The sequence below is a fragment of the Luteimicrobium album genome, assembly GCF_030161555.1.
In the GTDB taxonomy this organism is placed as follows: Bacteria; Actinomycetota; Actinomycetes; order Actinomycetales; family Cellulomonadaceae; genus Luteimicrobium; species Luteimicrobium album.
Genome location: NZ_BSUK01000001.1, coordinates 1,491,342 through 1,516,057, shown reverse-complemented (window position 1 = coordinate 1,516,057; position 24,716 = coordinate 1,491,342). Strand labels below are relative to the sequence as shown.

The following is a 24,716-nucleotide window of genomic DNA, read 5'->3' as shown; positions in this document are numbered from 1 at the left end:
GTTGTCAGAACATGGTGCCGGTATACGTGAACCACGTTCTGACAGGTGGCGGGTCAGGCGTCGAGCGGGTGCGCCTCGTGAGCGTGCTGGCGCGTGAGCTCGGTGTACGCGTCGGCGTTGGAGCGGATGTGCTGCAGCTCGGCGGCGGTGATCGCTCGTCGCACCTTGGCGGGCAGCCCGACGACGAGCGAGCCCGGCGGGATCTGCGCGCCCTCGGGCACGAGCGCGTTCGCGCCGATGAGGCTGCCCGCTCCGACGTGGGCCCCGTTGAGGACGGTCGCGCCCATGCCGACGAGGACGTCGTCGTCGATGGTGCAGCCGTGGAGGACGGCGTTGTGCCCCACGGACACCCCGGTCCCGACGGTCACGGGGAACCCGGGGTCGGTGTGCACGACGACGCCGTCCTGCAAGTTCGAGCGGTCCCCGATCGCGATGGGCTGCATGTCGCCGCGAAGCACGGCGCCGTAGAAGACGCCCACGTGCTCGCCGAGCGTCACGGAGCCGACCACGGTCGCGCCGTCCGCCACCCAGGCGGTGTCGGCGACGTCGGGGACGCGGTCGCCCAGGCGGAGGATCATCAGGCCGCCAGGTCCTGGCCGCTCATGGCGTGGATGCTCGTCATCACGCTGTCCGTGAGCTCGCGGCGCGCCTGCGCGGGACGCTGGGCGGCGGTGATCTGGTGCGACGGGTCGATGGGCCGCCCGAAGTGGATCTCGACCCGGTGCCCGCGCGGCAGGTGCAGCATCTTCTTGTCGGCGGACTGAACCTTGTCCGTGTTGACGAGGGCCACCGGGACGATGGGCGCGTGGCCGCTCAGGGCCAGCCAGGCGACGCCGGTGTGCCCCTTGTGGAGCTTGCCGTCGCGCGACCGGGTGCCCTCGGGGTAGATGCCGAAGACGTCGCCACGTTCCAGGACGACGAGCGCGTCCTCGAGCGAGCGGATCCCGGCGCGGGGGTCGTCGCGCTGGACGGGGATGTGCCCCATCGTCGTGAAGAACCACCGCGACAGACGGCCCTTGATCCCGCGTCCGGTGAAGTACTCGGCCTTGGCCATGAAGGTGACCTGCCGCGGGGCGACGAGCGGGATGAGGATCGAGTCGATGAACGACAGGTGGTTGCTCGCGAGGATCACGGGCCCCGTGCGGGGGATGTTGTTCCGGCCGGTCACCTTGGGCCGCAGGCACACGAACGCGACCAGCGACAGCACCAGCCGCAGTACCCGATACGTCATCGCAACATTGTGCACGCACGCGCGAGGAACGGGTCCGGTGGCGTACAGGTGGCCGGAAAGGTTCTGTACGACTGCCGAGACGTGTCGCACGCGTGACCGCGTGACCGGATCCATGCGTCTCATGGCGCTCGAGCCCCTCGCGCCGCGCGGTCCCGGGCGCAACGCTGGGCGCATGACCACCGTCCCCGCACCGTCCGGCACCACCGTCCGCGCGACCCTCGTCGGGGGCCCGACCGTGCTCCTCGAGTACGCCGGCCTCCGCGTCCTCGTCGACCCCACCTTCGACGAGCCGCGCAGCTACGAGGGCGCCGTCACCCTCACCAAGCTCGCGGGCCCAGCCCTGTCGGCGGACGCCGTCGAGCCCGTCGACCTGGTGCTCGTCTCGCACGACCAGCACCCCGACAACCTCGACGCCTCAGGCCGTGCGCTCGTGGAGCGGGTCCTCGCCGACGGCGTCCCCGTCCTCTCGACGCCGGCCGCGGCGGACCGCGTCCCGGGCGTCACGGGGCTCGAGCCGTGGAAGGCGATCGAGCTCGACGGCGCACCCGGGCTCGTCGTCACGGCCGTGCCCGCGCTGCACGGCCCGGAGGGTGCGGACGCCCCGACGCTCAGCGGCCCCGTCACGGGCTTCGTGCTCGAGGCCGCCGACGCGCCCACGGTCTACGCGTCGGGCGACAACGCGTCGGTCGCGCTGGTCGGGGAGATCGCCGCGCGGTTCCCCGGGATCGCCGTCGCGATCCTCAACGCCGGCGCCGCCGACGTCGGCCGCTTCCCGGGCAGACCGTGACGCTCCGCGGCACGGACGCGGCCGAGGCGGCCGGCCTGCTCGGGGACGCGCTCGTCGTGCCGGTGCACGCCGACTCGTGGGCGCACTTCACCGAGTCCGTCGACGACGTCCGGACGGCCTTCGAGGACGCCGGCCTCGCCGGGCGCCTCCAGGTCCTCGCGCCGGGTGTCCCGGCGGCGCTCCCTCTCGAAGAAGCCGCCTGGGACGTGTCGACCGAGGACGGGCTCTCCGACCGATGACGTGACGGTCGGCGCCCTCCCGGGCGATCACGAACATGCCCGCACGATCAGCCGAGCGCGGAGCGCGCCCGCCCGATGGCATAGGCGACCCGCGACGGCAGGTTCTCCGGCACGTCGTTGGGCAGGGCGTCGACGTCGAACCACCGGACGTCCTCGCTCTCGTCGCTCACGACGACCCGGTCGCTCGTGGACGCGAGCGCCACGTACCCGACGTCCCAGTGGGCACGGCACGCCCCGAACGCCGCGGCGAGCTCGTGCCGGTTGAGGTCGGCGGGCTCGGTCGTGACGAGCCGGACGTCGGTGAGCCCGGACTCCTCGCGGGCCTCCCGCAGCGCGGCGTCGGGCAGCGACGCGTCGGACGGTTCCACGTGGCCGCCGACCTGGACCCAGAACTGCCCCTTGCGGTGGTAACAGAGCAGCACGCGCGTCAGGTCCTCCGAGAGGACGAACGCGCTGGCCGTGAGGTGCTCGGGTCCGCCGTCGCGGCGAGCAGCCCCTCGCCCTGCCCGGCCACGAACGCGCGGTAGGCGTCGCGAAGGGCGGACTGGTCGCCGTCGGGCGCGGGCCAGGTACGCAGGGTCCGCGACAAGGCAGTGGCAGGAAAGGCGTCGACAGCACTCACCGCTCGACCCTAGCCGCGACCCGGCGTCCCGCTTGACCTTGACGCGGCGTCAACTTCTACGCTCGATCCCATGAGCACGGACCGGTCCATCCAGGAGGTCGCGCGCCTCGCCGGCACGACGAGCCGCACCCTGCGCCACTACGACGACGTCGGCCTCCTCCGACCGAGCCGGATCGGCTCGAACGGGTACCGCTACTACGACGCCGACGCGCTCGTCCGCCTGCAACGCATCCTGCTGCTGCGCGACCTGGGCCTCGGGCTGCCGCAGATCGCGCAGGCCCTGGAGAGCCAGCCCGACGAGGCCCGTGCGCTGCGCGCCCACGCCGCGTGGCTGCGCGCCGAGCAGGAGCGGATCGCGCGCCAGATCGAGACGGTCGAGCGCACGGTCCGCACGATCGAGGAAGGCGAGGAACCGGTGGCTGAGCAGATGTTCGAGGGCTTCGACCACACGCAGTACCGCGAGGAGGTCGAGCAGCGGTGGGGCAGGGACGCGTACGCGCGGAGCGACGGGTGGTGGCGTGGGATGTCCGACGACGACCGGGCCGCCTGGCAGGAACGCAGCGCCGCCCGGGTCGCGGCCTGGCGGGAAGCGGCCGGCCGTGGCGTCGACCCGACGTCGGCGGAGGCACAGGAGCTCGCGCGCGAGCGCGTGGCGTGGCTCGCGTCGATCCCAGGGACGCCCCGGACTCCGGACGGCCGGGACGCGCCCGACGCGTACGTCGTCGGGCTGGCGGAGACGTACGTCGCGGACCCGCGGTTCGCCGCGACCTACGGCGGCGAGGACGGCGCACGGTTCGTCCGGGACGCCCTGGTCGCGTTCGTCGAGGGGCGCGCGTAGCGCCGTCTCACCTCCCGGACGAACCCTGGTCCGCTGGATGACCCGCGCGTAGCATCGACGTCACCATCCAGAGCGGTCGAGAGTCCTGGCTCGTCGACACCGCAGCAACCCCCAACGGAAGCCTCCCGAGGGACGAGGGTGCTAACGCCAGGTCCGATGGAGAGACCGTGTTCGTAGAGGCAACTGTTTTCGAGGCGTCCGCATGAGCGTCGCCTTGCCCTCCGTGGCGACCAGCCGCCCGACGGTGAGCTTCGAGCTCATGCCGCCGCGCAACCCGTCGGCCGCGCCCAAGTTCTGGGGCGTGGCCGAGCGGCTCGTCGCCGCGCGCCCCGACTTCATCTCGGTCACCTACGGCGCGGCGGGCAACGACCGACACACGGCCCGGGAGGTCGTCGCGCGTCTCCTGCGCGAGACGCCGGTCCTGCCGATCGCCCACCTGACCTGCGTCGGTGCCGCCCGGCACGACGTCGCCGAGATCATCGACGACTTCCTGTCCGACGGCGTCCGCTCCTTCCTCGCGCTGCGCGGCGACCCGCCCGTCAACCACCCGGACTGGCAGCCCGACCCGGACGGCCTGACGTCGTCGGACGCCCTGGTGGCGCTGCTGCGCGAGGTCGAGGCCGAGCGCTGCGCCGCCCACCCGGGCAACGCCCTGCGCTCCGCCGCCCGCCCCCTGACCATCGCCGTCGCGACGTTCCCGGGTGGCAACCCGGCCGCCGGCACGACGCCCGAGCAGGAGGTCCAGCGCCTGCTCGAGAAGCAGCAGGCCGGCGCCGACTTCGCGATCACCCAGCTCTTCTACGAGGCGGAGACGTACGTCGCGTTCGTCGACGCCGCCCGCGCGGCGGGCGTCACGATCCCGATCCTCGCGGGCCTCCTCCCCATGACGGAGCCCCGTCGCCTGCACCGCGTCGAGGAGCTCACGGGCGTCCCCGTGCCCCGGCACGTGCTGCCCGCGCTCGAGGCCGCGCCCGACGACGCCGCGCGCCACGCGATCGGCGTCGCGCGCACCGTCGAGGTCGCCCGGGCGGTCCTCGACGCCGGCGCGCCCGGGCTGCACATCTACACGTTCAACAAGCACGAAGCTGCACTGGACCTGCTCGAGGGCGTCCACCTCGGCGGCGGCGCGACCGACGCGTCGGACCTGGCCAGAGGGCCGCGGGTCAGCGCATCCACCGAGAGAGACGGATGACTGACATGACCACTGCCGCCCTTCCCCGGGCACGATCCTCGGCTACCCCCGGATCGGCCCGAACCGCGAGCTCAAGAAGGCCGTCGAGTCCTTCTGGGCCGGCCGCATCGACGCAGGCGAGCTCGAGGCCCAGGCCGCCGCGCTCCGCTCCCGCACGCGCGCCCGGCTCGCGGAGCTCGGCCTCGCCCGCACGGGCGCCGCGATCCCCGAGACGTTCTCGTTCTACGACCAGGTGCTCGACGCCGCGGTGACCGTCGGCGCGCTGCCCCGCCGGTTCGACGGGCTCACCGGGCTCGACGCGTACTTCGCGGCCGCGCGCGGCACGTCCGGCGACGCCGGTGAGCGCGCGCCGCTCGAGATGACCAAGTGGTTCGACACGAACTACCACTACCTCGTCCCCGAGATCGGCCCGGACACGACGTTCGCGCTCGACGCCGCCCGCCTCGTCGCGCAGGTGACCGAGGCCGTGGCGGAGGGTTACGAGACCCGGCCGGTCGTCGTCGGGCCCGTGAGCTTCCTCCTGCTCGCCAAGCCATCCGACGACGCACCCGCCGGGTTCTCGCCGCTGTCCCGCCTGGGCGACCTGCTCCCCGTGTACGCGGGGCTGCTGCGCGAGCTGCGTGAGGCCGGGGCGACGTGGGTCCAGCTCGACGAGTCGGGCCTGGTCGCGGACCACCTCACGGACACGAGCGACGTCACACCCGAGGCCACCCGCGCCGCGGTGACCGAGGCGTACCGCGTGCTCGCGACCGAGCTCGATGCGGCCGAGCGGCCGGCGATCCTGCTCCAGGCGTCGTACGGCAGCCTGGGCGCGGCCCTCCCCGTCGTCGCCGCGACGGACGTCGAGGCGGTCGCGCTCGACCTCGTCCGGGGCGCCCTGCCGACCGGTCCCGTGGACGGGCTGGAGTCGAAGACGCTCGTCGCGGGCGTCGTCGACGGCCGGAACATCTGGCGCGCCGACCTCGCCGCCAAGCTCGACCTGCTCGAGCGGGCGCAGGGGCTCGGTGCGGCGGGCGTCGTCGTCGGCACGTCGACGTCGCTCCAGCACGTCCCGCACGACGTGACGACCGAGCGCTGGGACGACGCGACCCTCGACGCGAACCTGCACGCGTGGCTCGCGTTCGCGGACCAGAAGGTCGCCGAGGTCGCCGTGCTCGCGAAGGCGCTCACGGACGGCCGCGACGCGGTCGCCGACGAGGTCCGAGCGTCGTCGGACGCGGTGGCCTCCCGCCGCGACGCCGCCGGGGTGCGCGTGGACGCCGTCCGCGCTCGCACCGCCGCGCTGTCGCGGCACGACTTCGAGCGCGGCGAGCACGACGCGCGCGTGGCCGAGCAGGCCTCGCGCCTCGCCCTCCCGCCCCTCCCGACGACGACGATCGGGTCGTTCCCGCAGACCGTCGACATCCGCAGGGCGCGCGCCGCGCACGCGAAGGGCGAGCTGTCGACCGAGGCGTACGAGCAGGCCATGCGCGACGAGATCGCGCGGGTCGTGACGCTCCAGGAGGAGCTGGGCCTCGACGTCCTCGTGCACGGCGAGGCCGAGCGGAACGACATGGTCCAGTACTTCGCGGAGCTGCTCGACGGCTTCGCGGTCACGTCGAACGGCTGGGTCCAGTCGTACGGGTCGCGCTGCACCCGCCCGTCGATCCTGTGGGGCGACGTGTCGCGGCCCGAGCCCATGACGGTCCGCTGGACCACGTACGCGCAGTCGCTGACCGAGAAGCCCCTCAAGGGCATGCTGACTGGGCCGGTGACGATCATGGCGTGGTCGTTCGTCCGCGACGACGTGCCGCTCGCCGAGACCGCGAACCAGCTCGGCCTTGCCCTGCGCGACGAGATCGCCGACCTCGAGGCGGCGGGCATCGCCGTCGTGCAGGTCGACGAGCCCGCGCTGCGTGAGCTGCTCCCGCTGCGCAAGGCCGACCAGGAGACCTACCTCAACTGGTCGGTCGGGTCGTTCCGTCTCGCGACCGCCGGGGTGCGCCCGGACACGCAGATCCACACGCACCTGTGCTACTCGGAGTTCGGCGAGGTCATCGGCGCGATCGACCACCTCGACGCCGACGTCACCTCGATCGAGGCGGCCCGCTCGCGCATGGAGATCCTGCCCGAGCTGCGCGACGAGGGCTTCGGCCGCGGCGTCGGGCCGGGGGTCTACGACATCCACAGCCCGCGCGTCCCGTCCACCGGCGAGGTCGTCGAGCTGCTGGAGCTCGCGGTCAAGACCGTCGACCCGACGCTCCTGTGGGTCAACCCCGACTGCGGCCTCAAGACCCGCGGCTACGCCGAGGTGAACCCGTCGCTCGAGCACCTGGTCGCCGCAGCGCGCGAGGTCCGCGCGACGCTCTGACGCTCACGACGACGAAGGGCCGGGCACGCGCGCAGCGGGCCCGGCCCTTCGCGGCACGCGCACGAAGGTGCCCGTGACCCGCCCGCGCGACCTCCTCGAGTCCCGGCATGACGAAGCTCCCCTTCACCGAGGACCAGCTCAAGGTCAACTACATCCGTACCGTCCCGGTCGACGGCCGCACCCTGACGGGCACGGGCACGATCATCCACGCCGGCCGCAGCACCGCGATCGCCGAGGGCAAGGTCGTCGACGACGACGGGAGGCTCGTCGCGCACGGGACCACGACCTGCATGATCTACCGCTGAGGGCGCCCGCCTTCGGACAAGCACAGACGAAGCCGGCCGGGCCGGGAGGGCGAGGCACTCCCGGCCCGGGGCTGGTCCGTGGGGTGGTGCGTCAGTGCTTGTGGAACGTCATCCCGACGAAGAACGGCGAGCACGCCACGACGAGGCCGAGGCTGAAGACCCACGCGTTCCCGTTGCCGTCGTCGCCCCACGAGGCACCCGCGCCCATGAGGAACATCCCGACGACGAAGAGCACGAACAGCGGGACGAAGCGCAGCCACGCGCCCGGGCGACGCTCGGTGCGGGTGACGGTGAACGGCTCGTGCGACGGAGCGGGGGTCTGCTGCGCGGTCATGGTCCCAAAATACCGCCCGCGCGCGATCCCGGTCGCCCGGCGTCCGTGGAAGTGCCTCTACAGCTCGTAGAGCTGAGCCAGGTCGACGAGATGAACGTCGGCGCGCGTCGACGCGGCCTCGGTCAGGTTGAAGTCGAACCCCTCCCGGCTGAAGACCGCCAGGTTGGCGTCACGGGCGTCGTAGCCGCGCGTGACGAGGCCGTCACGGATTGCCTCGAGGCGCGCGAGGTCCGACAACGTTCGCTTCTTCGTCGTCGACTTCGCCTCACCGAGGACCACGATGCGAGCGTCCTTCTTGCCCGAGTCGTGACCGCGTGCGAGCCCGACGACGTCGAGCTCGTGCTGCGACCGGCTTCGAGCGTCGGAGATGACCGCGGGCCCGACGCCGCCGAGTCGCTCACCCCACCGGTCACCGGAGTACCGGCTCGTCCACACCCGAGCCAGGTGCTCGAAGTGGGGACCGAGGATCCTGCTCGACAGGGCCGGCTGTGCGACCTCCCAGGCATCCCTGATCTCCCCTTCCTCGAGAAGGTAGCGGTACGGCTCGACCACGGTCTCGGCAAAGCGGACGATCGGGTCGGCCAGGAAGTAGAGCGGACGACGGCCGGTGAGCTGGTCCTCGACGCGGCGAAGGAAGCCGGCGCCCTCGAGGACCGACAGCGGGTATCGCAGCTGGTTGAGGTCACGCGAGACGACACCGCCGATCTCGGTCGCCTTGTGCGCCCCACGCGCGACGGCCGACAGGATCGAGTTGTAGACCGCCTTGTCGGTGATCCGGGGTCCTCCCGCAGGAGGTAGTCCTTCTCGCTGTAGAGTGCACGCGAGGGGGACATCAGTTCGGCACCGACCCACGCGGGGAGCCCCCGGAGCTTCCTCGGCGGGGGCGAGGACACGAGTGCCTTGTACCCGGGCGTGCCACCGAGGACCGCATCGACACGAAACGCCACGGCCGGGTCCTCGATCTCCCAGTACCGCGCCGCGAGCCTGTAGTCGAACGCCCGGAGACGCATCTCGAGGCGCGCCCGACCGCGAAGCGGCTGGGCACCGGAGAGCAGGTCGAGCATCACGGAGAGCGCAGAGCCGCAGAGGACGACCGTGGTGCGCCGAGCGTCCGGTCGCTGGTGGCTCTCGTCGTAGAGGAGCTGCAGGACCGAGGGGATCTCGGGGAGTGCCCCAGGAGGTACGGGAGCTCGTCGATGACAAGGACCCCGCGGGGCGCGCCGGGCCCGGTGGCGCGCGCGGCCCCTCCGCCGGCAGATCGAGGGCGAACCGCAAGGCGGTCTCCCACTCGTCGAACCGGAGCGTGCCCGTGGGGAGCGATCGTGCGCGCGCGACATCGTCCGCGAAAGCCTGGAGCGCCTGGGAGCGGCCGACCTCGAGCGCCTGGTGGTAGAGGCCACCGGCGGCCGACACGATGCGGCGCAGGAGGAAGCTCTTGCCGTGCCTGCGGCGACCCGACACGACGCCGAGAAGCATCCCCGACGCGTCGCTCGTCGAGAGGTCCGACAGGTCGGCCCACTCGGTCGTACGGTCGAAGAGGTCGTCCGGTCGCTCGAGCACAGCACCTCCAGGTGTAACTCCATTTACTATAACTAGAGTTATATCAGGGCGGCCCGATTTGGGCAGCCTTTCATGGCCGTGTGACGGGGCCGTGTCACCGGCGCCTGGGAGCGTGGGCGCATGACCCAGCCCGCCGCACCCGAGCCGTTCGTCGTCGCCGACCACGCCGCGTGGCGCGAGTGGCTGACCCTCAACGAGGACACCCACGACGGCGTCTGGCTCCTCCTGGCGAAGAAGGGCACCACCGACCCGACGTCCCTCACGTACGCGGAGGCACTCGACGAGGCGTTGTGCAGCGGGTGGATCGACGGACAGGTCAAGAGCCTCGACGACGCGACGTTCCTGCGGCGCTTCACCCCGCGCCGGGCCCGGTCGATCTGGTCGAGGCGCAACGTCGAGGCGATCGCCCGCCTCGAGGCCGAGGGCCGGCTCCGGGACCGTGGCCGGACGGAGGTCGCGCGAGCCCAGGAGGACGGCCGTTGGGACCGCGCCTACGCCGGACCGGCCACCGCGGAGGCCCCGCCCGAGCTCGCGGAGGCGCTCGCCCGGCAGCCAGCGGCGCAAGCGGCGTTCGCGGCCCTCACCGGCTCGGACCGCTTCAGCGCGCTCTTCCCGATCCTCACGGCGACCACCGACGCGACCCGCACGCGGCGGATCGACCTGCTCGTCGCGAGGCTCCGGGAAAAGTCCGCGTGAGCCCCGGGCAGTCTGTCTAGGCTGGCCCGGTGAGCGCATCCTTCCCGTACCGCGAGGTCGACGTCTTCACGCACGAGCCGCTGCTCGGCAACCCGGTCGCGGTGGTGCACGACGCCGTCGGGCTGGACGACGACCGCCTCGCGGCGTTCGCGCGCTGGACGAACCTGTCGGAGACGACGTTCCTGCTCCCGCCGACCCCGGAGGGCGCGGCGGAGGGCGCCGACTACCGGCTCCGGATCTTCACGCCGGCGGGCGAGCTACCGTTCGCCGGGCATCCGACGCTCGGCTCGTGCCACGCGTGGCTCGAGGCGGGCGGCACCCCGCACCGGGCGGGCGTCGTCGTGCAGGAGTGCGGCGTCGGGCTGGTGGCGGTGCACCGGGACGGCGACGCCCTCGCGTTCGAGGCGCCCGACCTCCTCGCCGACGAGCCGCTCGAGCCCGAGACGCTCGACGCGTTCGTGACGGCTCTCGGGATCCCCGCGGGCGCCGTCGTCGACCACCGCCTGCTCGACAACGGCCCCGGCTGGCGGGTCCTCCTGCTCGACTCGGCCGAGCGGGTCCTCTCCCTCGCCCCGGACTGGTCGGGGGTGGACGTGGAACGCTTTCGGGCCATCGGCGTCGTCGGGCCGACGGGTACGACCGCCCCCGACGAGCCGGCCTTCGAGGTCCGCGGGTTCGTGCCCGGCATCTCGGTCCCCGAGGACCCGGTGACGGGGAGCCTCAACGCGGTGATCGGCCAGTGGCTCACGTCGACGGGGCGCGCACCCGACCGCTACGTCGCCCGCCAGGGCACCGCGCTCGGCCGCGACGGGCGCGTGCACGTGACCCGTGCCGCAGACGGCACCGTCCGGGTGGGCGGCGGCACGGTCACCTGCGTGACCGGCACCGTCACGCTGTAGCGCGCGACTCCACGACGCGCGCCAGCGCCTCCAGGTCGGCGTGCACCGCCGCGACGTCGCGTTCGAGCTCGGCGTCGCTCATCCCCCGACGACGCACGGTGAAGATCACCTCCGAGCCGCCCGGCGCGGGCACCACCCGCATCGGGTTGGACGTCGTCGTGCCGTCGGGCTCGACGACGTCGTGGTCGAGCACACCGAAGTCGTTGGGCGGCGCGAAGCGCAGCTCGACGCGGCCCATGGGCGAGTCGGCGAACCACCGGTCGCCGTCGTGGACCACCCCGGACGCGAGGCCCGCCGCCCACTCCGGCAGGTGCGCGGGGTCCGACGCGTACGCGTAGACCTCCGCGGCAGGGCGCGGGACCCGCACGCTGACGTGCCGCGACTCGTCGGTCATTCCAGGTAGCCCTCGACGACGTCGCTCGGGCGCACCCGGGCGTCGTCGGGGTTGCGGCCCGCGTCGCGGAGGGCGTCGCGCTGGCGGAGCAGGTCCCAGCACTGGTCGAGCTGCGTCTCGACGGCGCGGAGCCGGGCGTGCTCGTCGGACTCCCCGATCTCGCGGTCCGCGAGCTGGGCGCGCAGCGTCTTCTCCTCCTCGACGAGCGAGCTGATGGTGCGGTGGATGTCGGGGTCGTCGGCCATGAGCCCACGCTAGTTCGCTCTCGCGCTCGCGGCACGGGCGGCGGCCGACCTCTTGCCAACCCTTCTTTGCAGAGCTATCTTTGCAACATGTCCTCTGCACTCGGCGGTTCCTTCTACCGGCTCTGGAGCGCGTCCCTCGCCTCCAACCTCGCCGACGGCCTCCTCGCGGCCGCCGCACCGCTCCTCGCGCTCCGACTCACCGACGACCCCTTCGCCGTCTCCGCGATCGTCGCCGCGAGCTTCCTGCCGTGGCTGCTGTTCGCCATCGCGTCCGGCGGGCTCGTCGACCGCCACGACCGTCGCCGCGTCATGGGCACCGCGAACACCGTGCGGTTCCTCGTGGCCACGAGCCTCGGGATGCTCGTCGCGACCCACCACCTGCCCCTGTGGACGCTCGTCGTCGCGGTCTTCGTCCTCGGCAGCATGGAGACGGCCTTCGACGGCGGCGCCCAGGCCCTCGTCCCCGCCGTCACGCCCCGCGAGCAGCTCGACCCTGCGAACAGCCGCTTCCAGGCCGGCGAGATGGTCATGCAGGGCTTCGTCGCGATGCCGATCGGCGCGGCGCTCTTCGCTCTCTCCGAGCCGCTGCCCTTCGCGCTCTCCGCCCTCACGTTCGCGGGCTCCGCCGCGCTCGCCCTCACGCTCCCGGCGGCCGCCGCCCGCGCCCGCTCCGCCGACCGCCCGACGGCGTCCCCCACCCCCGCGTCCGGCTCGCCGACACCGGTCCCCCGGCAGGGGTTCGTCCACGAGCTCGTCGAGGGCGCACGGTTCCTCTGGCAGCACGACACCCTGCGGCCCCTCTGGATCTTCTCGACGCTCAGCGCGACCGCGCTCACGTTCGCCCAGGGCGCCCTGGTCGTCTACGTGGTGAACGGGCTGGGCATCCCGCAGGGTGCGGTCGGCGCTTTCACCGCGCTCGCCGCGGTCGGAGGCCTCGCCGGGGCGACGCTCGTCGGGCGGGTGCGCCGTCGCTTCGGCCGGGCCACCTCGATGGTCGGGAGCGAGCTGCTCACCGGACCGGCGCTCGTCCTCCTCGGCCTGGTCCCCGCCAGCCTCGGTGGGCAGGTCGCCGGCTGCGTCGCCTTCGCGCTCGCCGCCATGTTCGTGATGATCTGGAACACCAACGCCATGACGGTCCGCCAATCCCTCATCCCGGGCGAGCTCCTCGGCCGCGTCAACGGCACGTGGAGGACCGTGGGATGGGGGCTCACCCCCGTCGCCACGCTCCTCGGCGGGCTCGTCGCCCGTGCGGGGCTGCGCCTGCCGTTGCTGATCGGCGGCGCGCTCTCCCTCGTCATCGTGCTCGTCATGGGTGCTCGCGTGCACCGCGCGCTCACGGCCGCAGAGAGCACCGTGTCCGGGGACGCCGGCGCCGACGACACCCCGGCCAAGGCCGAGGGACCAGCCGCCGAGGCGGTGACGGTCAGTACGCTCGAGACATGAGCACCTCGCCCGACGTCGACGCCGCAGGTCCGGACGCACGCCGCCCCGCCGAGGTGGTCGCCGACGTCCTCGACGACGCGCGCGACCTCGACCTGGCGACCCTCAAGGCGCTCTCCCACCCGCTCCGGGTCCGCCTGTGGGACCTCCTCGTCACGGCCGGGCCGGCGACGTCGACCACCCTCGCCCGCCAGACCGGCGAGTCCACCGGCTCCACGAGCTACCACCTGCGCCAGCTCGCCTCCCACGGCCTCGTCGAGGAGGTGCCCGAGCGGGGGACCGGGCGCGAACGGTGGTGGCGTGCGGCACCGGGCGCGCTGCGCGTCCGCGGCAGCGGCGGGGAGTACGACACGCCGTCGGGCGGGGAGGTCATCCGAGCCTTCGGGTCGCAGTGGGCGAGCCTGCGCGCGAGCAGCCTCGAGCGTTTCCACGAGCGGGTGATCGACCGCGTCGAGCCCGAGCGCTGGGTCGACGCCTCGGTCGACGCGACCTCGTTCGCCTACCTGACGCTCGAGGAGCTCGACGACCTGTCCACCGAGCTCGGGGCCGTGCTCGAGAAGTACGCCGGGGCCGCACGCAGCCGCGACGACCGCCCCAGCGACGAGCACCGGCGCATCGAGGTCCAGATCCTGGCCTTCCCGACCATCGACCCCGCCGTCGAGGGCTTCGCCGCCGATGCCTGACGCGCGCACGCTCGGCGCGCGCGACGACGTGGTCGCCGCCGTCGGGCACGTGCCGCAGCGCATCGCGGTGGCCGGGGTCTCCGGCGCGGGCAAGACCACGCTCGCCCGACGCATCGCCGACCGCCTCGGGCCCCCCACACCGAGCTCGACGGCCTCTACCACGGCCCCGGCTGGACCCCGCGCGGGTCGTTCGTCGACGACGTCCGCGCCGTCCTCGCGCAGCCCGCCTGGGTCACCGAGTGGCAGTACCGGCGGGTGCGCCCGCTGATCCTCGAGCGCGCCGAGCTGATCGTGTGGCTCGACCTGCCGACGCCCGTCGTCATGCGGCAGGTCGTCGGCCGCACCGTCCGGCGCCGACGACGCCGCGAGGTGCTCTGGAACGGCAACCAGGAGCCCCCGCTGCGGACCTTCTTCACGGACGACGACCACATCGTCCGCTGGGCGTGGTCGACACGGAACAGCCTTCGTGGGCTCGACGAGCGCCTCGCGGCCGAGGCGCCTCACCTCGTCGTCGTGCGCCTGCGCACGCGGGCCCAGACCGAGGATTGGGTGCAGCGACTCCCCCGCGCCGTCTAGGGCCTGTTTCGGAATGGGTTAGCGCCGGCGGATCCAGGTGAGGATGTCTTCGGCGATGGTGTGGGGGTCGGCGGCGGTGGTGATGTCGTGGGCGCCGGCGGCGGGATCGAAGCGGTCGAGCTCGAAGCCGCCGAATGCGCTGATCTTCTTGGAGACGGCGTAGGACCACTCGAGGTCGTCGTCACGTGGGAAGACGATGAAGAACGTGTTGGTGTCGGTGTCGAGCTCGTTGACGAGGTCGATCAGGTCGCCCCGGTCGGGCTGATCAACGTCGTCGCGTCCTTCGGGGGCGGCGTAGTACTCCACGCCCGCAAGGATGCCAGCGCTCAGGCGGCCCGGACGATCGCGGCCACCCAGTCGTCGATCGCGGCAACGGTCACGGTGGTCTCGTAGCGGACCTGGAGCTTGTCGAACCGGGTGGCCACCGCCCGCCACCGCTTGAGGCGGTTGAACATGCACTCGACCGCGGACCGCAGCTTGTAGTCGGTGAAGTCGACCTTCGGCGGTCGCCCACCGGCCGAGCCCTTCTTCTTGCGGTTGGCCTGCTGATCGACCTTCTCCGGGATCGTCGCGGCGATCCCACGGGCACGCAGCAGGGCCCGGTTGGTGGCCGAGGTGTACGCCCGGTCGGCGCGGACTCGGTCCGGGCGGGTGCGCGGGCGACCGACCCCACCGGGACGGGCCACCTTGACGGTGGCGAGCACGGGCGCGAACTGCGGGCTGTCGCCGCGGTGCCCGGCCGTGACGACCATGCCCATCAGCTTCTGCCCCTGCTCGGCGGCCGCGTGCACCTTCGTGGTCCACCCGCCCCGGGAACGCCCCAGCCCGTGGTCGACCGGCTCGGCGCCCGGCGGCTCGGTCTGCGCCTGCGGGTCACGGCGAGCACCGGCGGCGTGCTGGTGAGCGCGAGCGATCGTGGAGTCGATGTTCAGGTCCCACCCGATCAGCCCGGCCCCGTCGCTGATCGTGCGCAACCGGTCGATCACCTGCCCCCAGGTCCCGTCGCGCTGCCAGTCCCGGAACCGGCGATAGCAGCTACCCCACGGCCCGTACCGGTCGCCAGGAACGTCCCGCCACGGGCACCCCGTGCGGACCCGGAACCGGATCCCGTCGATCTGCCGACGCAAGAACCGCGCCTTGCGTCCACGCGCCCTGACCGGCAGCAACGGCGCCAGCACCGCCCACGCCTCATCGCTCAGATCATGCCGCCCCGGCCCATCGCCCACGACCTCAATCATGACGAAACCGCAGGTCACATCACAATTCCGAAACAGGCCCTAGTTGCCTCTGCGCAATGACTTGCCCTATGGTTGCACAACGCAATCATCCCCAGGGCCGGGCGACGCGCCCGGGGCGACCGCCGGTGCGCGGACGCCGCGGCCGCCCGCCCCGAAGGAACCCCCATGCCCCAGGCGTCCACGTCGTCGCGACACGCGCACGACGACGACCAGCCGATGACGCACAAGCAGATCCTCGAGGCCCTGAGCGGCCTCCTGCTCGGTCTGTTCGTCGCGATCCTGTCGTCCACCGTCGTCTCCAACGCGCTGCCGACGATCATCTCCGACCTGCACGCCAGCGAGACCGCGTACACCTGGGTCATCACCGCGACGCTGCTCGCCATGACCGTCTCGACGCCGGTCTGGGGCAAGCTGTCCGACCTGTTCAGCAAGAAGCTGCTCGTCCAGCTCGGCCTCGTGATCTACGTGCTCGGGTCCTGCCTCGCCGGGCTCTCCCACAACGCGGGCACCCTGATCACCGCGCGGGCCATCCAGGGCATCGGTGCGGGCGGCATGACCGCACTCGTCCAGACGATCATCGCGACGATGATCCCGCCCCGTGAGCGCGGGCGGTACTCGGGCTACATGGGCGGCGTCTTCGCGCTCGGCACGATCGCCGGCCCACTCATCGGCGGCGCGATCGTCGACACCTCGTGGCTCGGCTGGCGCTGGTGCTTCTACGTCGGGGTGCCGTTCGCCGTCGTCGCCCTCGTCGTGCTCCAGCGCACGCTCCACCTGCCGACCACGAAGCGCGCCGTGAAGATCGACTGGACGGGCGCCACGCTCGTCACCGCAGCGGCGTCCCTGCTCCTCGTCTGGATCTCCTTCGCCGGCTCCAAGTACGACTGGCTCTCCTGGCAGACCGCCGCCATGCTCGGCGGCTCGGCGCTCCTGTGGCTCGCGTTCGTCGTCGTCGAGCGCCGGACGAAGGAACCGATGGTGCCGCTGCACCTGTTCGCGAACCGGTCCATCGCGCTCGCCGTCGTCGCGTCGCTCCTCATCGGCGTCGCCATGTACTCGGGCACCACGTTCCTCAGCCAGTACTTCCAGCTCGCCCGCGGCGACTCCCCGACCGAGGCGGGCCTGCTGACGCTCCCGATGATCATCGGGCTCGCGGCGATCTCGCTGCTCTCCGGGCAGTTCATCAGCCGGACCGGCCGCTGGAAGGGCGTGCTCGTGCTCGGCGGAGTCCTCACGGTCGCGGGCCTGGCGCTCATGGGAACGGCACGGGTCGGCACCGCTTACGGGCTGCTCGCGGTCTACATGTTCCTCATCGGGGCCGGGCTCGGGATGACCCAGCAGAACCTCGTCCTGTCCGTGCAGAACCAGGTCGCCCGCAGCGAGCTGGGCTCGGCGAGCGCGCTCGTCGCGTTCATGCGGACCCTCGGCGGCGCCGTCGGCGTGTCCGCCCTCGGTGCCTTGCTCGCGCACCACGTCATCACCTACATCACCAGCGGGCTCGAGGGGATCGGGGTGGGTGCCGGGGCGACGTCGTCCGGCACGGTACCGAAGGTCTCGACGCTCCCCGAGCCCGTGCGCGGCGTCGTCGAGGCCGCCTACGGGCACGGCGTCGCCGACGTCTTCCTGTGGTCGGCGCCGGTGGTCCTGCTCGGGCTCGTCGCGATCCTCTTCATCAAGGAGGTCCCGCTGCGGACGGCGAACGCCGCAGCGCCCCTCGAGGAGCTCGCCGCCGACGCCGGGGTCGTCCTGCTCGACGACGACCTCACCGGCGCGGACGCCGGCTCCGAGCGGCTGGCGACCCCGGCCGTGCAGGCCGCGCGACCTTGACGGCGATCGCGGGAGCGGTCCTCGGGGCGGCACACCCGGAGGCGACGGACGAGGCGGGCATCGACGCCGTCGAGCGCGAGCTCGCGATGCTCGTCCGCCGCACCCGGGGGCCTCCCGCCGGATGGCGGAGCAGGTCCACCGCGGCGTCGACGCCGCCGCCTACAGCCTGCTCGTCCGGCTCGCGGAGGCCGGGGAGAGCCGGCCGAGCGACCTCGCGGAGCACTTCGGCGTCGGGAAGCCGACCGTCGGACGCCAGCTCGCCTGCCTCGAACGTCTCGGGTTCGTCGCGCGCCGCCCCGACCCGGACGACGGCCGCGCGCACATCCTCGGCCTCACGGAGCTCGGGGAGGGCTGGGTCGCGACGCAGCGCGAACGTCGGAAGACGGCGCTCGGTGCGAGCTTCGCGGATTGGTCGGACCACGAGCTCACCGACCTCGCCGTCACCCTGGCGCGCCTCAACGACGCGCTGCGCTAAAAGCCCCGGCCTCGTCCCGGTGCGACGACGGGCTCACGGGAAACGCGCGACCAGGGCCTCGACGATCGGGACGTCGCCGTCCAGCCAGGGCACGTCGAGCCACGACCCGCGCGGCAGCCACCGGAGCTGGTCGTGGACCTCGATCGGTGCCGGCTCGCCCGACACCACGCGGGCGAGCCACAGCCGCATGACGTGACGGGGCGTGATCGGCCAGGCGCCGCCGTCGGGCGTGGTGAACTCAGGACCGAGCTCGGCCACCACCCCGAGCTCCTCGGCGAGCTCCCGGTGCAGCGCTGCGACCGGGTCCTCGCCCTCGTCGACCTTCCCTCCGGGGAACTCCCACCGGCCCGCGAGCTCCGCCGGCCAGGTCCGCCGGCCCGCGAGGAGCACGCTCGGGGCGGCGACGTCGTCCACGATCGCGGCGGCGACGACCAGGCGGCGGGGTTCCATGACGGAAGTCTCCCACCCGGAGCCGTCCGCCTCGGGTGCTGCGGCCCGTCGTGCGTCCGCGGCGTTGCGGGCGCCCGACGACGGGCCGTGGGTGGTCAGCGCAGGCCGACGCGGCGGGCGTACTCGAGCGCCTCGGCGCGCGTCGAGACCCCGAGCTTGCGGTACAGCGAGCGGACCTGCGACTTGACGGTGTTGCGCGTCACGAAGAGCTGGGTCGCGACCTGCTCGAGCGTCACGTCCTCCGAGAGGTGAGACAGCACCACGCGCTCGCGGCGCGTCAGGGTGCTCGCGAGGTCGGCGTCGGGTCGAGTCATCTCCATGATGCTCATCTGATCCTCCAGGTGTTCCCCGGTCCTCGGGGTGCGTCCGGGACCGAACGGTGTTGGTACATGGAGAGACGGAGGACACGTGGGTTCATGACGCGAGTTCGCGAAGATTCTTTTCGAGCGGTCTGTCGCGGCGCTCACTGGCCCTGCGTGGGGGTCCGTGCGATCTGCAGTTGTGACCCCGGCACCCGGCGACACCGCCGGAGCGACCGGTGATCGCAGCGCCAGTCTCCGGGCCCGCGGACGAGCCCGCAACCGCGCGAGGTCACGGTTCGGCGACGGTTTCCCTGCTCCTCGCACGGCCGCCGTCGTGCGAGGGGTGCGCCCTCGTGCCTGTAATCGAGGCATGTCGACCGGGAGCGCGCCGCAGGGCCGTGGGACCGTCGTCGTGACGGGGGCGAGCGCCGGCATCGGGCGGGCGACCGCCGTCGAGCTGGCGCGGCGGGGAGGCACCGTAGCGCTGCTCGCGCGAGGCCGGGTCGGGCTGGAGGCGGCAGCCCGGGACGTCGCGGCCGCCGGCGGGCAACCGCTCGTGGTCGAGGTCGACGTGTCCGACGCGGACGCCGTCGAGGCGGCCGCCCAGCGCGTCGAGGACGAGGCAGGACCGATCGAGACCTGGGTCAACGTCGCGTTTACGTCCGTGTTCGCGCCGGCGCACGAGATCGCCCCCGACGAGTTCCGGCGCGTCACCGAGGTGAGCTACCTCGGCTACGTCTACGGGACCCTCGCCGCGCTGCGCCGGATGCGGCCGCGCGACCGCGGCGTCGGCGTGCAGGTGGGATCGGCCCTCGCCTACCGCGGGATCCCGCTGCAGAGCGCCTACTGCGGCGCGAAGCACGCGATCCAGGGCTTCACGGAGTCGGTGCGCTGCAAGCTGCTGCACGAGAGGTCCCGCGTGCGGATCACCATGGTCCAGATGCCCGCGGTGAACACGCCGCAGTTCTCGTGGGTGCTGTCGCGGCTACCATGGTAGGCGCAGCCGGTCCCCCGATCTACCAGCCCGAGGTCGCGGCGCGCGCGGTCGCGTGGGCCGTAGACCACCCGCAGCGTCGGGAGTGGTGGATCGGTGCCAGCACGGCCGGGACGATCGGGCTCAACGCCGTCGTGCCCGGGCTCCTCGACCGGTACCTCGCGCGCACAGGCTTCGACTCGCAGCAGACGGCGGACCCGCGCTCGCCCGACCAGCCGGCCAACCTGTGGGAGGCCGCCGATGGGCAGGACGGCCGCGACTTCGGGGCGCACGGCATCTTCGACGATCGTGCCCACGGCTCGAGCGTGCAGGCCTGGGCGACGCGGCACCGCCGGGTGCTCGAGCTCACGGCGGCGGGGGCGGTGGCGACGCTGGCCGGCCTCGCGTCCGCGCGGGCGGCGGGCCGTTCGTGAGCCCCCGCTCCGGGCCCCCGGCCCGCCGCGGCGCAGCACCCTCGCAACCGCGCGCGTGGGAGCACTACGGTCCGCACCCGCAGCGCGACTACGCGTTCCTCGGGGACGGCCACCGCGGCGCGCTCGTCGGGCCGCGCGGCGACCTCGTCTGGCTGTGCGCGCCGACCTGGCACGACGACGCAGTGCTGTCCGCTCTCGTCGGCGGGGAGGGCGTCTACGCCGTGACGCCGCTCGTCCCGTACGTGGCGGGCGGGTCGTACGAACCGGGGACGCTCGTGTGGGGCGCGCGCTGGATCACGGCCGGAGCGACGATCGCCGGACGGGACGCGCTCGTCGCGCCCGGCGACCCGCACGTCGTGAGGCTCCTGCGGAGCGTCCGCGCGGACACGGAGGACGTCCCCCTGCGGATCGTCCTCGACCTCCGGGCGCACTTCGGCGCCGACCGTCCGCGCGACGTCCGGCGGCCGGAGGGCACGGGCCGGGCCTGGGGGCGCGCATGGAGCGGGCGGGTGGGCGACCTGTGGTTCCGCTGGTGGGGGCCGACGACGCGACCCGGCCCCGGTCCGGGCCCTGGCGCGGGACGTTCGTGGTCGAGACGACGCTCGCCGCGGGTGAGCACCGGGACCTGCTGCTCGAGGTGTCGGACCGGCCCTTCGACCGGGACGAGAGCGAGCCGCCGTCGGCGGCGCAACTCTGGGACACCACCGCGCAATGGTGGGCGGCCATGGTGCCGCCCTTCGAGGACACGGTCAGCCCCCGCGACGCGCGGCACGCCTACGCGGTGCTCCGCGGCCTCACGGTGCCGGGCGGCGGCATGGTCGCGGCCGCGACCCTGGGGCTCCCGGAGCGCGCCGGCGGCGGGCGCAACTACGACTACCGGTACGTCTGGCTGCGCGACCAGGCGTACGCGGGGCACGCCGCCGCCGTCGACGAGCCGCACCCGCTCCTCGACGACGCCGTGGCCTACGCGGTCGCCCGCATCCTCGAGCACGGGCCCGCCCCCGCCCCCGCGTACACCGTCGACGGCGCCGACCTGCCCCGCGAGCGCCGGCTCGACCTGCTCGGCTACCCCGGCGGTTCGGACGTCGTCGGGAACCACGTGGTCGACCAGTTCCAGCTCGACACGGTGGGCGAGGTGCTCCTGCTCCTGGCCCGGGCGGCGGCTCTCGACCACCTCGACGGCGACGGACGGCGCGCGCTGGAGCTCATGTGCGAGGTCGCACGGGACCGCTGGGACGAGCCCGACGCGGGGATCTGGGAGCTCGACGACGACTGGTGGTCCCAGTCCCGGCTCGCCGTCGTCGCGGGCCTGCGGGCCGCCGCGGCGGTGAGCGACCGCCACCGGGGCGGGGAGCTCGCGACGCTCGCGGACACGATCCTCGCGCGCACCTCGGAGCGGTGCCTGCGGCCCGACGGCGCGTGGGCCCGGAGCCCGGGCGCGGCGGGCACCGACGCGAGCCTGCTGCTCGCGCCGGTGCGTGGCGCGCTGCCGGCCGACGACCCGCGCACCCGCGCCACCCTGCGGGCCGTGGTGTCCGAGCTGGCCCGCGACGGCTTCGTCTACCGGTTCGCCCCCGACGAGCGTCCGCTGGGCGAGGCCGAGGAGCGTTCCTGCTCTGCGGCTTCACGACGGCGCTGGCCTGGTGGTACGAGGGCGACCTGGCGGAGGCGTTCCGCTGGTTCGAGCGGACGGCCGCCGCGTGCGGCCCGCCCGGCCTGTTCGCCGAGGAGTACGACGTCGCCGAGCGGCGGCTCCGCGGCAACCTGCCGCAGGCGTTCGTGCACGCGACGCTGCTCGAGACGGCGCAGCGCCTGGCGCGTCCGCCGGCGTGAGCTTCGGACGGTGGGCGGAGCGCCCGTAGGCTCGGTGCGTGCAGTGCCCCCACTTCGACGCCGGCGAGTGCCGGTCGTGCGCGCTCATGGGGCAGCCGTACGCGACGCAGGTCATGGACAAGGTGGCGCGGTGCCGGGAGCTGCTGGACGCCGTCGGCGGCGGGGAGGCCGTGTGGCTCGAGCCGTTCGTCGGACCCGAGTCGGGCTTCCGCAATAAGGCGAAGATGGTCGTGACGGGCTCCGTCGACGCGCCCGTCCTGGGGATCCTCGACCACCGCGACCACTCGGGTGCGACGGGGGTCGACCTGACCGACTGCGGGCTCTACCCCGTGAGCCTCCAGGCGGCGTTCGGGCCGCTCGCCGCGTTCGTGACCCGGGCCGGCCTCGTCCCCTACGACGTCCCCACGCGGCGCGGCGAGCTCAAGTACGTCATCGTGACCCAGGCGCCGTCGGGCGAGGTCATGGTGCGGTGGGTGCTGCGCTCGCAAGAGCCGGTCGCCCGCATCCGCAAGCACCTCGGGTGGTTGCGCGGGGCGCTGCCGGGACTCGCGGTCGCGTCGGTGAACGTCCAGCCGGAGCACAAGGCTATCCTCGAGGGCGACCTCGAGATCGTGCTGACCGAGCGGGAGACGCTCGAGATGCGGGTCGGCGGGCTCGATCTCCACCTGCGGCCGCAGAGCTTCTTCCAGACGAACACCCTCGTCGCGCAGGCGCTGTACGACCAGGTCGCCGCCTGGGTCGACGAGGCCGCGCCCGCGCGCCTGTGGGACCTGTACTGCGGCGTCGGCGGGTTCGCGCTGCACTGCGCCGCGCCGGGTCGCGAGGTCGTGGGCGTCGAGACCAGCCGGGAGGCCGTGGCGAGCGCCGCGCTCACGGCCCGCGACGCGGGACTGGAGGGCATGCGGTTCGTCGCCGACGACGCCACGAGCTTCGCGCTCGCGTCCGCGCCCGACGACGTCCCCGACCTCGTGGTGGTCAACCCGCCCCGGCGCGGGATCGGGTCGGAGCTCGCGGGCTGGCTCGAGGCGTCAGGGGTCCGGGACGTCGTCTACTCGAGCTGCAACGCCGTGACGCTCGCCCGGGACCTGGCGGCGATGCCGTCGCTGCGTCCCACGCACGTGCGGCCGCTCGACATGTTCCCGCAGACGCACCACTACGAGGTCGTCACGCGGCTGACCCGCCGCTGACCCCGCCGCGGGGCGTCCACGAGCCGTCGGACCGGACGACCCACACGTCCGCGTCGAGCGGGTCGGGGCGGTCGACGACCGCTTCCGCCACGACGCCCTCGGGCGCCGCGTAGACGGGCGGCGGGAGCGGCTTGCGCCCGAGGTAGATGTCCTGGACCTCGCCCAGCCCCTGCATCCCGGGGCCGACGACGCGGCGCACGGGGGCGGGGTCCTTGCGCACGGCCTCGCGGACGACCCGCCAGACCACCGCGACGGCGAAGACGCCGTAGAGGAAGAACGACGCGACCGCGCCCCAGACGCTGCCGTCCTGGTCCCGGGTCCAGACGAGGAGCCCGAGCCACACGACGACGGTCGCGGACACGATCGCCCACGTGAGCACCGTGGAGCGTCGGCGTCCGCCTTCGGGCGTCATGGTTCCGTCCTCCCCCGAGCCGGTGTGCCTCCATCGTGGCACGCCGCGGCCCGTAGGGCACGGCCTCGGTACGACGACCCTCAGCCCAGCACCCACAGCGCTTCGCGCTGCAGCAGCCGGCGCCGGACGGGCTCGCGGTAGGCGCGCGCGTCGTGACCGAGCGCGTCGTAGACCGTGAGCCCGCCGTGCGCGTCGTGGGTCCAGACCACGGGGTGGTCGACGTCGTCGTGGCGCTGGGTCACGAGGACGTGCGCCTCGGGCGCCACGTCGAGGTAGGAGTAGCGCTCGTCGTCGGCGGTGAGGGTCGCGTCGGGGCCGGCGAGCCCGCGCGTCACCGGGTGCGCGAGGTCGCGGACGTCGAACGTCCCCGGCCCGCGCTCGGGGTGCATCGAGCGTCCCGGGACCCAGCTCCCGCCGAGCATGCCGTGCCAGGTCTTAGCCCACGCCGGGCGGTCCTGGAAGGCGTTCGCCGCCTGGTGCAGCGCGAGCAGCCGCCCGCCCGACGACGCCCACGCGCCCAGGGCGGTGAGCGCGTCGCCCCAGGCGTCGTCGTCCCCGTCGATCTCACCATCAGGGGCGGGACGCGCGGAGCAGGCGTTCACGACCACGAGGTCGAACGCGGCCAGGTCGCCGAACGCGCCCGTGAACGTCCCGCGGACCTCCGCGGCGACGCCGACCTCGCCGAGCGCCGTCGCGACCTCGTGGGACGTGGCGGCGGTGTCGTGCCACGGGTCCTCGTACCGGCCGCGGCCGGCGAGCACGAGCGCCCGCCGGCCCGCGGCGCGCACGCTCAGGCCCCGACCTGGGCCTGGTACTCCTCGGCCGTCAGGACCGGGCCGACCTCGCTCACGTCGACCTTGAGCAGCCAGCCCTCGCCGAACGGGTCGGAGTTCACGAGCGACGGGTCGTCGACCGCGGCGTCGTTGACCGCCACGACCGTGCCCGTGACGGGCGAGTAGAGCTCCGAGACGGACTTGGTCGACTCGATCTCGCCGATCACGGTGCCGGCCGTGATGTCGTCACCGACCGCGGGGAGCTCGAGGTAGACGATGTCGCCCAGCGCCTCGGCAGCGGTCGAGGTGATCCCGACGACCGCCGGGTCGGAGCCGTCGAGCCACTCGTGCTCGACGGTGTACTGGAGCTGCGCGGGGAAAGTCGCGTCGGCCATGGGTAGTCCTTCCGGTGGTCGGCTCA

30 protein-coding genes, 2 pseudogenes and 1 riboswitch are annotated in these 24,716 nt (G+C 73.5%); of the genes and pseudogenes, 18 read left to right on the top strand and 14 right to left on the bottom strand.

The annotated features are described in order from the left end of the window. Window positions 1–53 precede the first annotated feature (53 nt). Together QQK45_RS07745 and QQK45_RS07740 are read right to left on the bottom strand one after the other, a co-directional pair. Window positions 54–578 (bottom strand): gamma carbonic anhydrase family protein, encoded by a 525-nt coding sequence (locus QQK45_RS07745; protein ID WP_284292758.1) that lies wholly within the window; start codon window positions 576–578, stop codon window positions 54–56. Further along, window positions 578–1,231 carry a lysophospholipid acyltransferase family protein gene (locus QQK45_RS07740; RefSeq protein ID WP_284292757.1) on the bottom strand — a complete coding sequence of 218 codons (654 nt, stop codon included), beginning with the start codon at window positions 1,229–1,231 and terminating at the stop codon, window positions 578–580. The genes QQK45_RS07745 and QQK45_RS07740 overlap by 1 nt, the downstream gene beginning before the upstream one ends. Window positions 1,232–1,403: 172 nt before the next feature. Here QQK45_RS07740 and QQK45_RS07735 point away from each other — a divergent pair, with 172 nt between their 5' ends. Next, window positions 1,404–2,018 carry an MBL fold metallo-hydrolase gene (locus tag QQK45_RS07735; protein ID WP_284292756.1) on the top strand — a complete coding sequence of 205 codons (615 nt, stop codon included), beginning with the start codon at window positions 1,404–1,406 and terminating at the stop codon, window positions 2,016–2,018. Further along, window positions 2,015–2,257 carry a hypothetical protein gene (locus QQK45_RS07730; protein WP_284292755.1) on the top strand — a complete coding sequence of 81 codons (243 nt, stop codon included), beginning with the start codon at window positions 2,015–2,017 and terminating at the stop codon, window positions 2,255–2,257. Before QQK45_RS07735 ends, QQK45_RS07730 begins: the two co-directional genes overlap by 4 nt. Before the next feature lie 47 nt (window positions 2,258–2,304). Here QQK45_RS07730 and QQK45_RS07725 read toward each other — a convergent pair whose 3' ends face one another. Next, on the bottom strand, window positions 2,305–2,826 hold the full coding sequence (locus tag QQK45_RS07725; RefSeq protein ID WP_431310324.1) for an NUDIX hydrolase: 522 nt from the start codon (window positions 2,824–2,826) through the stop codon (window positions 2,305–2,307). 123 nt (window positions 2,827–2,949) lie between these two features. Between QQK45_RS07725 and QQK45_RS07720 the strand changes: the two genes are divergently transcribed. From QQK45_RS07720 to QQK45_RS07705, 4 genes are all read left to right on the top strand, one after another. Continuing rightward, window positions 2,950–3,717 (top strand): MerR family transcriptional regulator, encoded by a 768-nt coding sequence (locus tag QQK45_RS07720; protein WP_284292753.1) that lies wholly within the window; start codon window positions 2,950–2,952, stop codon window positions 3,715–3,717. Between the two features lie 60 nt (window positions 3,718–3,777). Continuing rightward, a riboswitch (SAM riboswitch) is annotated at window positions 3,778–3,880 on the top strand. 39 nt (window positions 3,881–3,919) lie between these two features. Beyond that, on the top strand, window positions 3,920–4,909 hold the full coding sequence (locus QQK45_RS07715) for a methylenetetrahydrofolate reductase (RefSeq protein ID WP_284292751.1): 990 nt from the start codon (window positions 3,920–3,922) through the stop codon (window positions 4,907–4,909). A 34-nt stretch (window positions 4,910–4,943) separates the two neighbouring features. Continuing rightward, on the top strand, window positions 4,944–7,259 hold the full coding sequence (gene metE / locus QQK45_RS07710; protein ID WP_284294976.1) for a 5-methyltetrahydropteroyltriglutamate--homocysteine S-methyltransferase: 2,316 nt from the start codon (window positions 4,944–4,946) through the stop codon (window positions 7,257–7,259). 107 nt (window positions 7,260–7,366) lie between these two features. Further along, complete coding sequence (locus tag QQK45_RS07705; RefSeq protein ID WP_284292750.1) at window positions 7,367–7,564, top strand: PaaI family thioesterase; 198 nt, start codon at window positions 7,367–7,369, stop codon at window positions 7,562–7,564. A gap of 91 nt (window positions 7,565–7,655) precedes the next feature. On the opposite strand, the gene QQK45_RS07700 is transcribed toward QQK45_RS07705, so the two are convergent. Together QQK45_RS07700 and QQK45_RS07695 are read right to left on the bottom strand one after the other, a co-directional pair. Next, complete coding sequence (locus QQK45_RS07700) at window positions 7,656–7,898, bottom strand: hypothetical protein (RefSeq protein ID WP_284292749.1); 243 nt, start codon at window positions 7,896–7,898, stop codon at window positions 7,656–7,658. A gap of 57 nt (window positions 7,899–7,955) precedes the next feature. Beyond that, a complete protein-coding gene (locus QQK45_RS07695; RefSeq protein ID WP_284292748.1) occupies window positions 7,956–8,750 on the bottom strand; it encodes a hypothetical protein in 795 nt (264 codons plus the stop codon). A gap of 828 nt (window positions 8,751–9,578) precedes the next feature. On the opposite strand from QQK45_RS07695, the gene QQK45_RS07690 reads away from it, so the two are divergent. Continuing rightward, complete coding sequence (locus QQK45_RS07690) at window positions 9,579–10,154, top strand: YdeI/OmpD-associated family protein (RefSeq protein WP_284292747.1); 576 nt, start codon at window positions 9,579–9,581, stop codon at window positions 10,152–10,154. Between the two features lie 29 nt (window positions 10,155–10,183). After that, window positions 10,184–11,053, top strand: a complete 870-nt coding sequence (locus QQK45_RS07685) for a PhzF family phenazine biosynthesis protein (protein ID WP_284292746.1) — start codon at window positions 10,184–10,186, stop codon at window positions 11,051–11,053. Here the strand turns inward: QQK45_RS07685 and QQK45_RS07680 are convergent. Together QQK45_RS07680 and QQK45_RS07675 are read right to left on the bottom strand one after the other, a co-directional pair. Further along, complete coding sequence (locus QQK45_RS07680) at window positions 11,043–11,447, bottom strand: SRPBCC family protein (RefSeq protein WP_284292745.1); 405 nt, start codon at window positions 11,445–11,447, stop codon at window positions 11,043–11,045. The two genes, QQK45_RS07685 and QQK45_RS07680, sit on opposite strands and share 11 nt — an antisense overlap. Next, window positions 11,444–11,692, bottom strand: coding sequence for a DUF2630 family protein (locus QQK45_RS07675; protein ID WP_284292744.1), 249 nt, complete (start codon window positions 11,690–11,692; stop codon window positions 11,444–11,446). The genes QQK45_RS07680 and QQK45_RS07675 overlap by 4 nt, the downstream gene beginning before the upstream one ends. Before the next feature lie 87 nt (window positions 11,693–11,779). Here QQK45_RS07675 and QQK45_RS07670 point away from each other — a divergent pair, with 87 nt between their 5' ends. From QQK45_RS07670 to QQK45_RS22020, 3 genes are all read left to right on the top strand, one after another. Continuing rightward, on the top strand, window positions 11,780–13,135 hold the full coding sequence (locus QQK45_RS07670; protein WP_284292743.1) for an MFS transporter: 1,356 nt from the start codon (window positions 11,780–11,782) through the stop codon (window positions 13,133–13,135). Then, window positions 13,132–13,815, top strand: coding sequence for an ArsR/SmtB family transcription factor (locus QQK45_RS07665; protein ID WP_284292742.1), 684 nt, complete (start codon window positions 13,132–13,134; stop codon window positions 13,813–13,815). The genes QQK45_RS07670 and QQK45_RS07665 overlap by 4 nt, the downstream gene beginning before the upstream one ends. A 255-nt stretch (window positions 13,816–14,070) precedes the next feature. Beyond that, window positions 14,071–14,391 carry a hypothetical protein gene (locus tag QQK45_RS22020; RefSeq protein ID WP_348525174.1) on the top strand — a complete coding sequence of 107 codons (321 nt, stop codon included), beginning with the start codon at window positions 14,071–14,073 and terminating at the stop codon, window positions 14,389–14,391. An 18-nt stretch (window positions 14,392–14,409) separates the two neighbouring features. On the opposite strand, the gene QQK45_RS07655 is transcribed toward QQK45_RS22020, so the two are convergent. Further along, the gene (locus QQK45_RS07655) at window positions 14,410–14,697 is read right to left on the bottom strand and encodes a hypothetical protein (RefSeq protein ID WP_284291717.1); all 288 of its coding nucleotides are present in this window, start codon (window positions 14,695–14,697) and stop codon (window positions 14,410–14,412) included. Window positions 14,698–14,717: 20 nt separating this feature from the next. Beyond that, entirely contained in the window at window positions 14,718–15,629 is a 912-nt protein-coding gene (locus tag QQK45_RS07650) for an IS5 family transposase (RefSeq protein ID WP_284291714.1), read from the bottom strand. A 165-nt stretch (window positions 15,630–15,794) separates the two neighbouring features. Here QQK45_RS07650 and QQK45_RS07645 point away from each other — a divergent pair, with 165 nt between their 5' ends. Both QQK45_RS07645 and QQK45_RS07640 read left to right on the top strand, forming a co-directional pair. After that, entirely contained in the window at window positions 15,795–17,456 is a 1,662-nt protein-coding gene (locus tag QQK45_RS07645) for an MDR family MFS transporter (RefSeq protein ID WP_284292741.1), read from the top strand. Between the two features lie 121 nt (window positions 17,457–17,577). Next, complete coding sequence (locus QQK45_RS07640) at window positions 17,578–17,931, top strand: MarR family winged helix-turn-helix transcriptional regulator (protein ID WP_284292740.1); 354 nt, start codon at window positions 17,578–17,580, stop codon at window positions 17,929–17,931. 33 nt (window positions 17,932–17,964) lie between these two features. Here QQK45_RS07640 and QQK45_RS07635 read toward each other — a convergent pair whose 3' ends face one another. Together QQK45_RS07635 and QQK45_RS07630 are read right to left on the bottom strand one after the other, a co-directional pair. Next, window positions 17,965–18,381 carry an NUDIX domain-containing protein gene (locus QQK45_RS07635; RefSeq protein WP_284292739.1) on the bottom strand — a complete coding sequence of 139 codons (417 nt, stop codon included), beginning with the start codon at window positions 18,379–18,381 and terminating at the stop codon, window positions 17,965–17,967. 95 nt (window positions 18,382–18,476) lie between these two features. Beyond that, entirely contained in the window at window positions 18,477–18,710 is a 234-nt protein-coding gene (locus QQK45_RS07630; RefSeq protein WP_284292737.1) for a LuxR C-terminal-related transcriptional regulator, read from the bottom strand. 343 nt (window positions 18,711–19,053) lie between these two features. Here QQK45_RS07630 and QQK45_RS07625 point away from each other — a divergent pair, with 343 nt between their 5' ends. The 5 genes and pseudogenes from QQK45_RS07625 to rlmC all read left to right on the top strand — a co-directional run bounded on the left by QQK45_RS07625 (window position 19,054) and on the right by rlmC (window position 23,110). Next, on the top strand, window positions 19,054–19,680 hold the full coding sequence (locus QQK45_RS07625) for an SDR family oxidoreductase (protein WP_284292736.1): 627 nt from the start codon (window positions 19,054–19,056) through the stop codon (window positions 19,678–19,680). Continuing rightward, window positions 19,674–20,090 (top strand): SDR family oxidoreductase, encoded by a 417-nt coding sequence (locus QQK45_RS07620; protein WP_284292735.1) that lies wholly within the window; start codon window positions 19,674–19,676, stop codon window positions 20,088–20,090. Before QQK45_RS07625 ends, QQK45_RS07620 begins: the two co-directional genes overlap by 7 nt. Continuing rightward, a pseudogene (locus QQK45_RS23080) lies at window positions 20,087–20,458 on the top strand (trehalase-like domain-containing protein); the annotation flags it as partial. The gene QQK45_RS07620 and the pseudogene QQK45_RS23080, both read left to right, overlap by 4 nt. Before the next feature lie 128 nt (window positions 20,459–20,586). Further along, a pseudogene (locus tag QQK45_RS07615) lies at window positions 20,587–21,690 on the top strand (glycoside hydrolase family 15 protein); the annotation flags it as partial. Window positions 21,691–21,961: 271 nt separating this feature from the next. Beyond that, window positions 21,962–23,110 carry a 23S rRNA (uracil(747)-C(5))-methyltransferase RlmC gene (gene rlmC, locus QQK45_RS07610; RefSeq protein ID WP_284292734.1) on the top strand — a complete coding sequence of 383 codons (1,149 nt, stop codon included), beginning with the start codon at window positions 21,962–21,964 and terminating at the stop codon, window positions 23,108–23,110. Here rlmC and QQK45_RS07605 read toward each other — a convergent pair. The 3 genes from QQK45_RS07605 to gcvH all read right to left on the bottom strand — a co-directional run bounded on the left by QQK45_RS07605 (window position 23,088) and on the right by gcvH (window position 24,690). Beyond that, window positions 23,088–23,522, bottom strand: a complete 435-nt coding sequence (locus QQK45_RS07605; RefSeq protein WP_284292733.1) for a hypothetical protein — start codon at window positions 23,520–23,522, stop codon at window positions 23,088–23,090. The two genes, rlmC and QQK45_RS07605, sit on opposite strands and share 23 nt — an antisense overlap. Window positions 23,523–23,602: 80 nt before the next feature. Further along, entirely contained in the window at window positions 23,603–24,310 is a 708-nt protein-coding gene (locus QQK45_RS07600; protein WP_284292732.1) for a ThuA domain-containing protein, read from the bottom strand. A 2-nt stretch (window positions 24,311–24,312) separates the two neighbouring features. Beyond that, the gene (gene gcvH / locus QQK45_RS07595) at window positions 24,313–24,690 is read right to left on the bottom strand and encodes a glycine cleavage system protein GcvH (protein WP_284292731.1); all 378 of its coding nucleotides are present in this window, start codon (window positions 24,688–24,690) and stop codon (window positions 24,313–24,315) included. Between the last annotated feature and the right edge of the window lie 26 nt (window positions 24,691–24,716).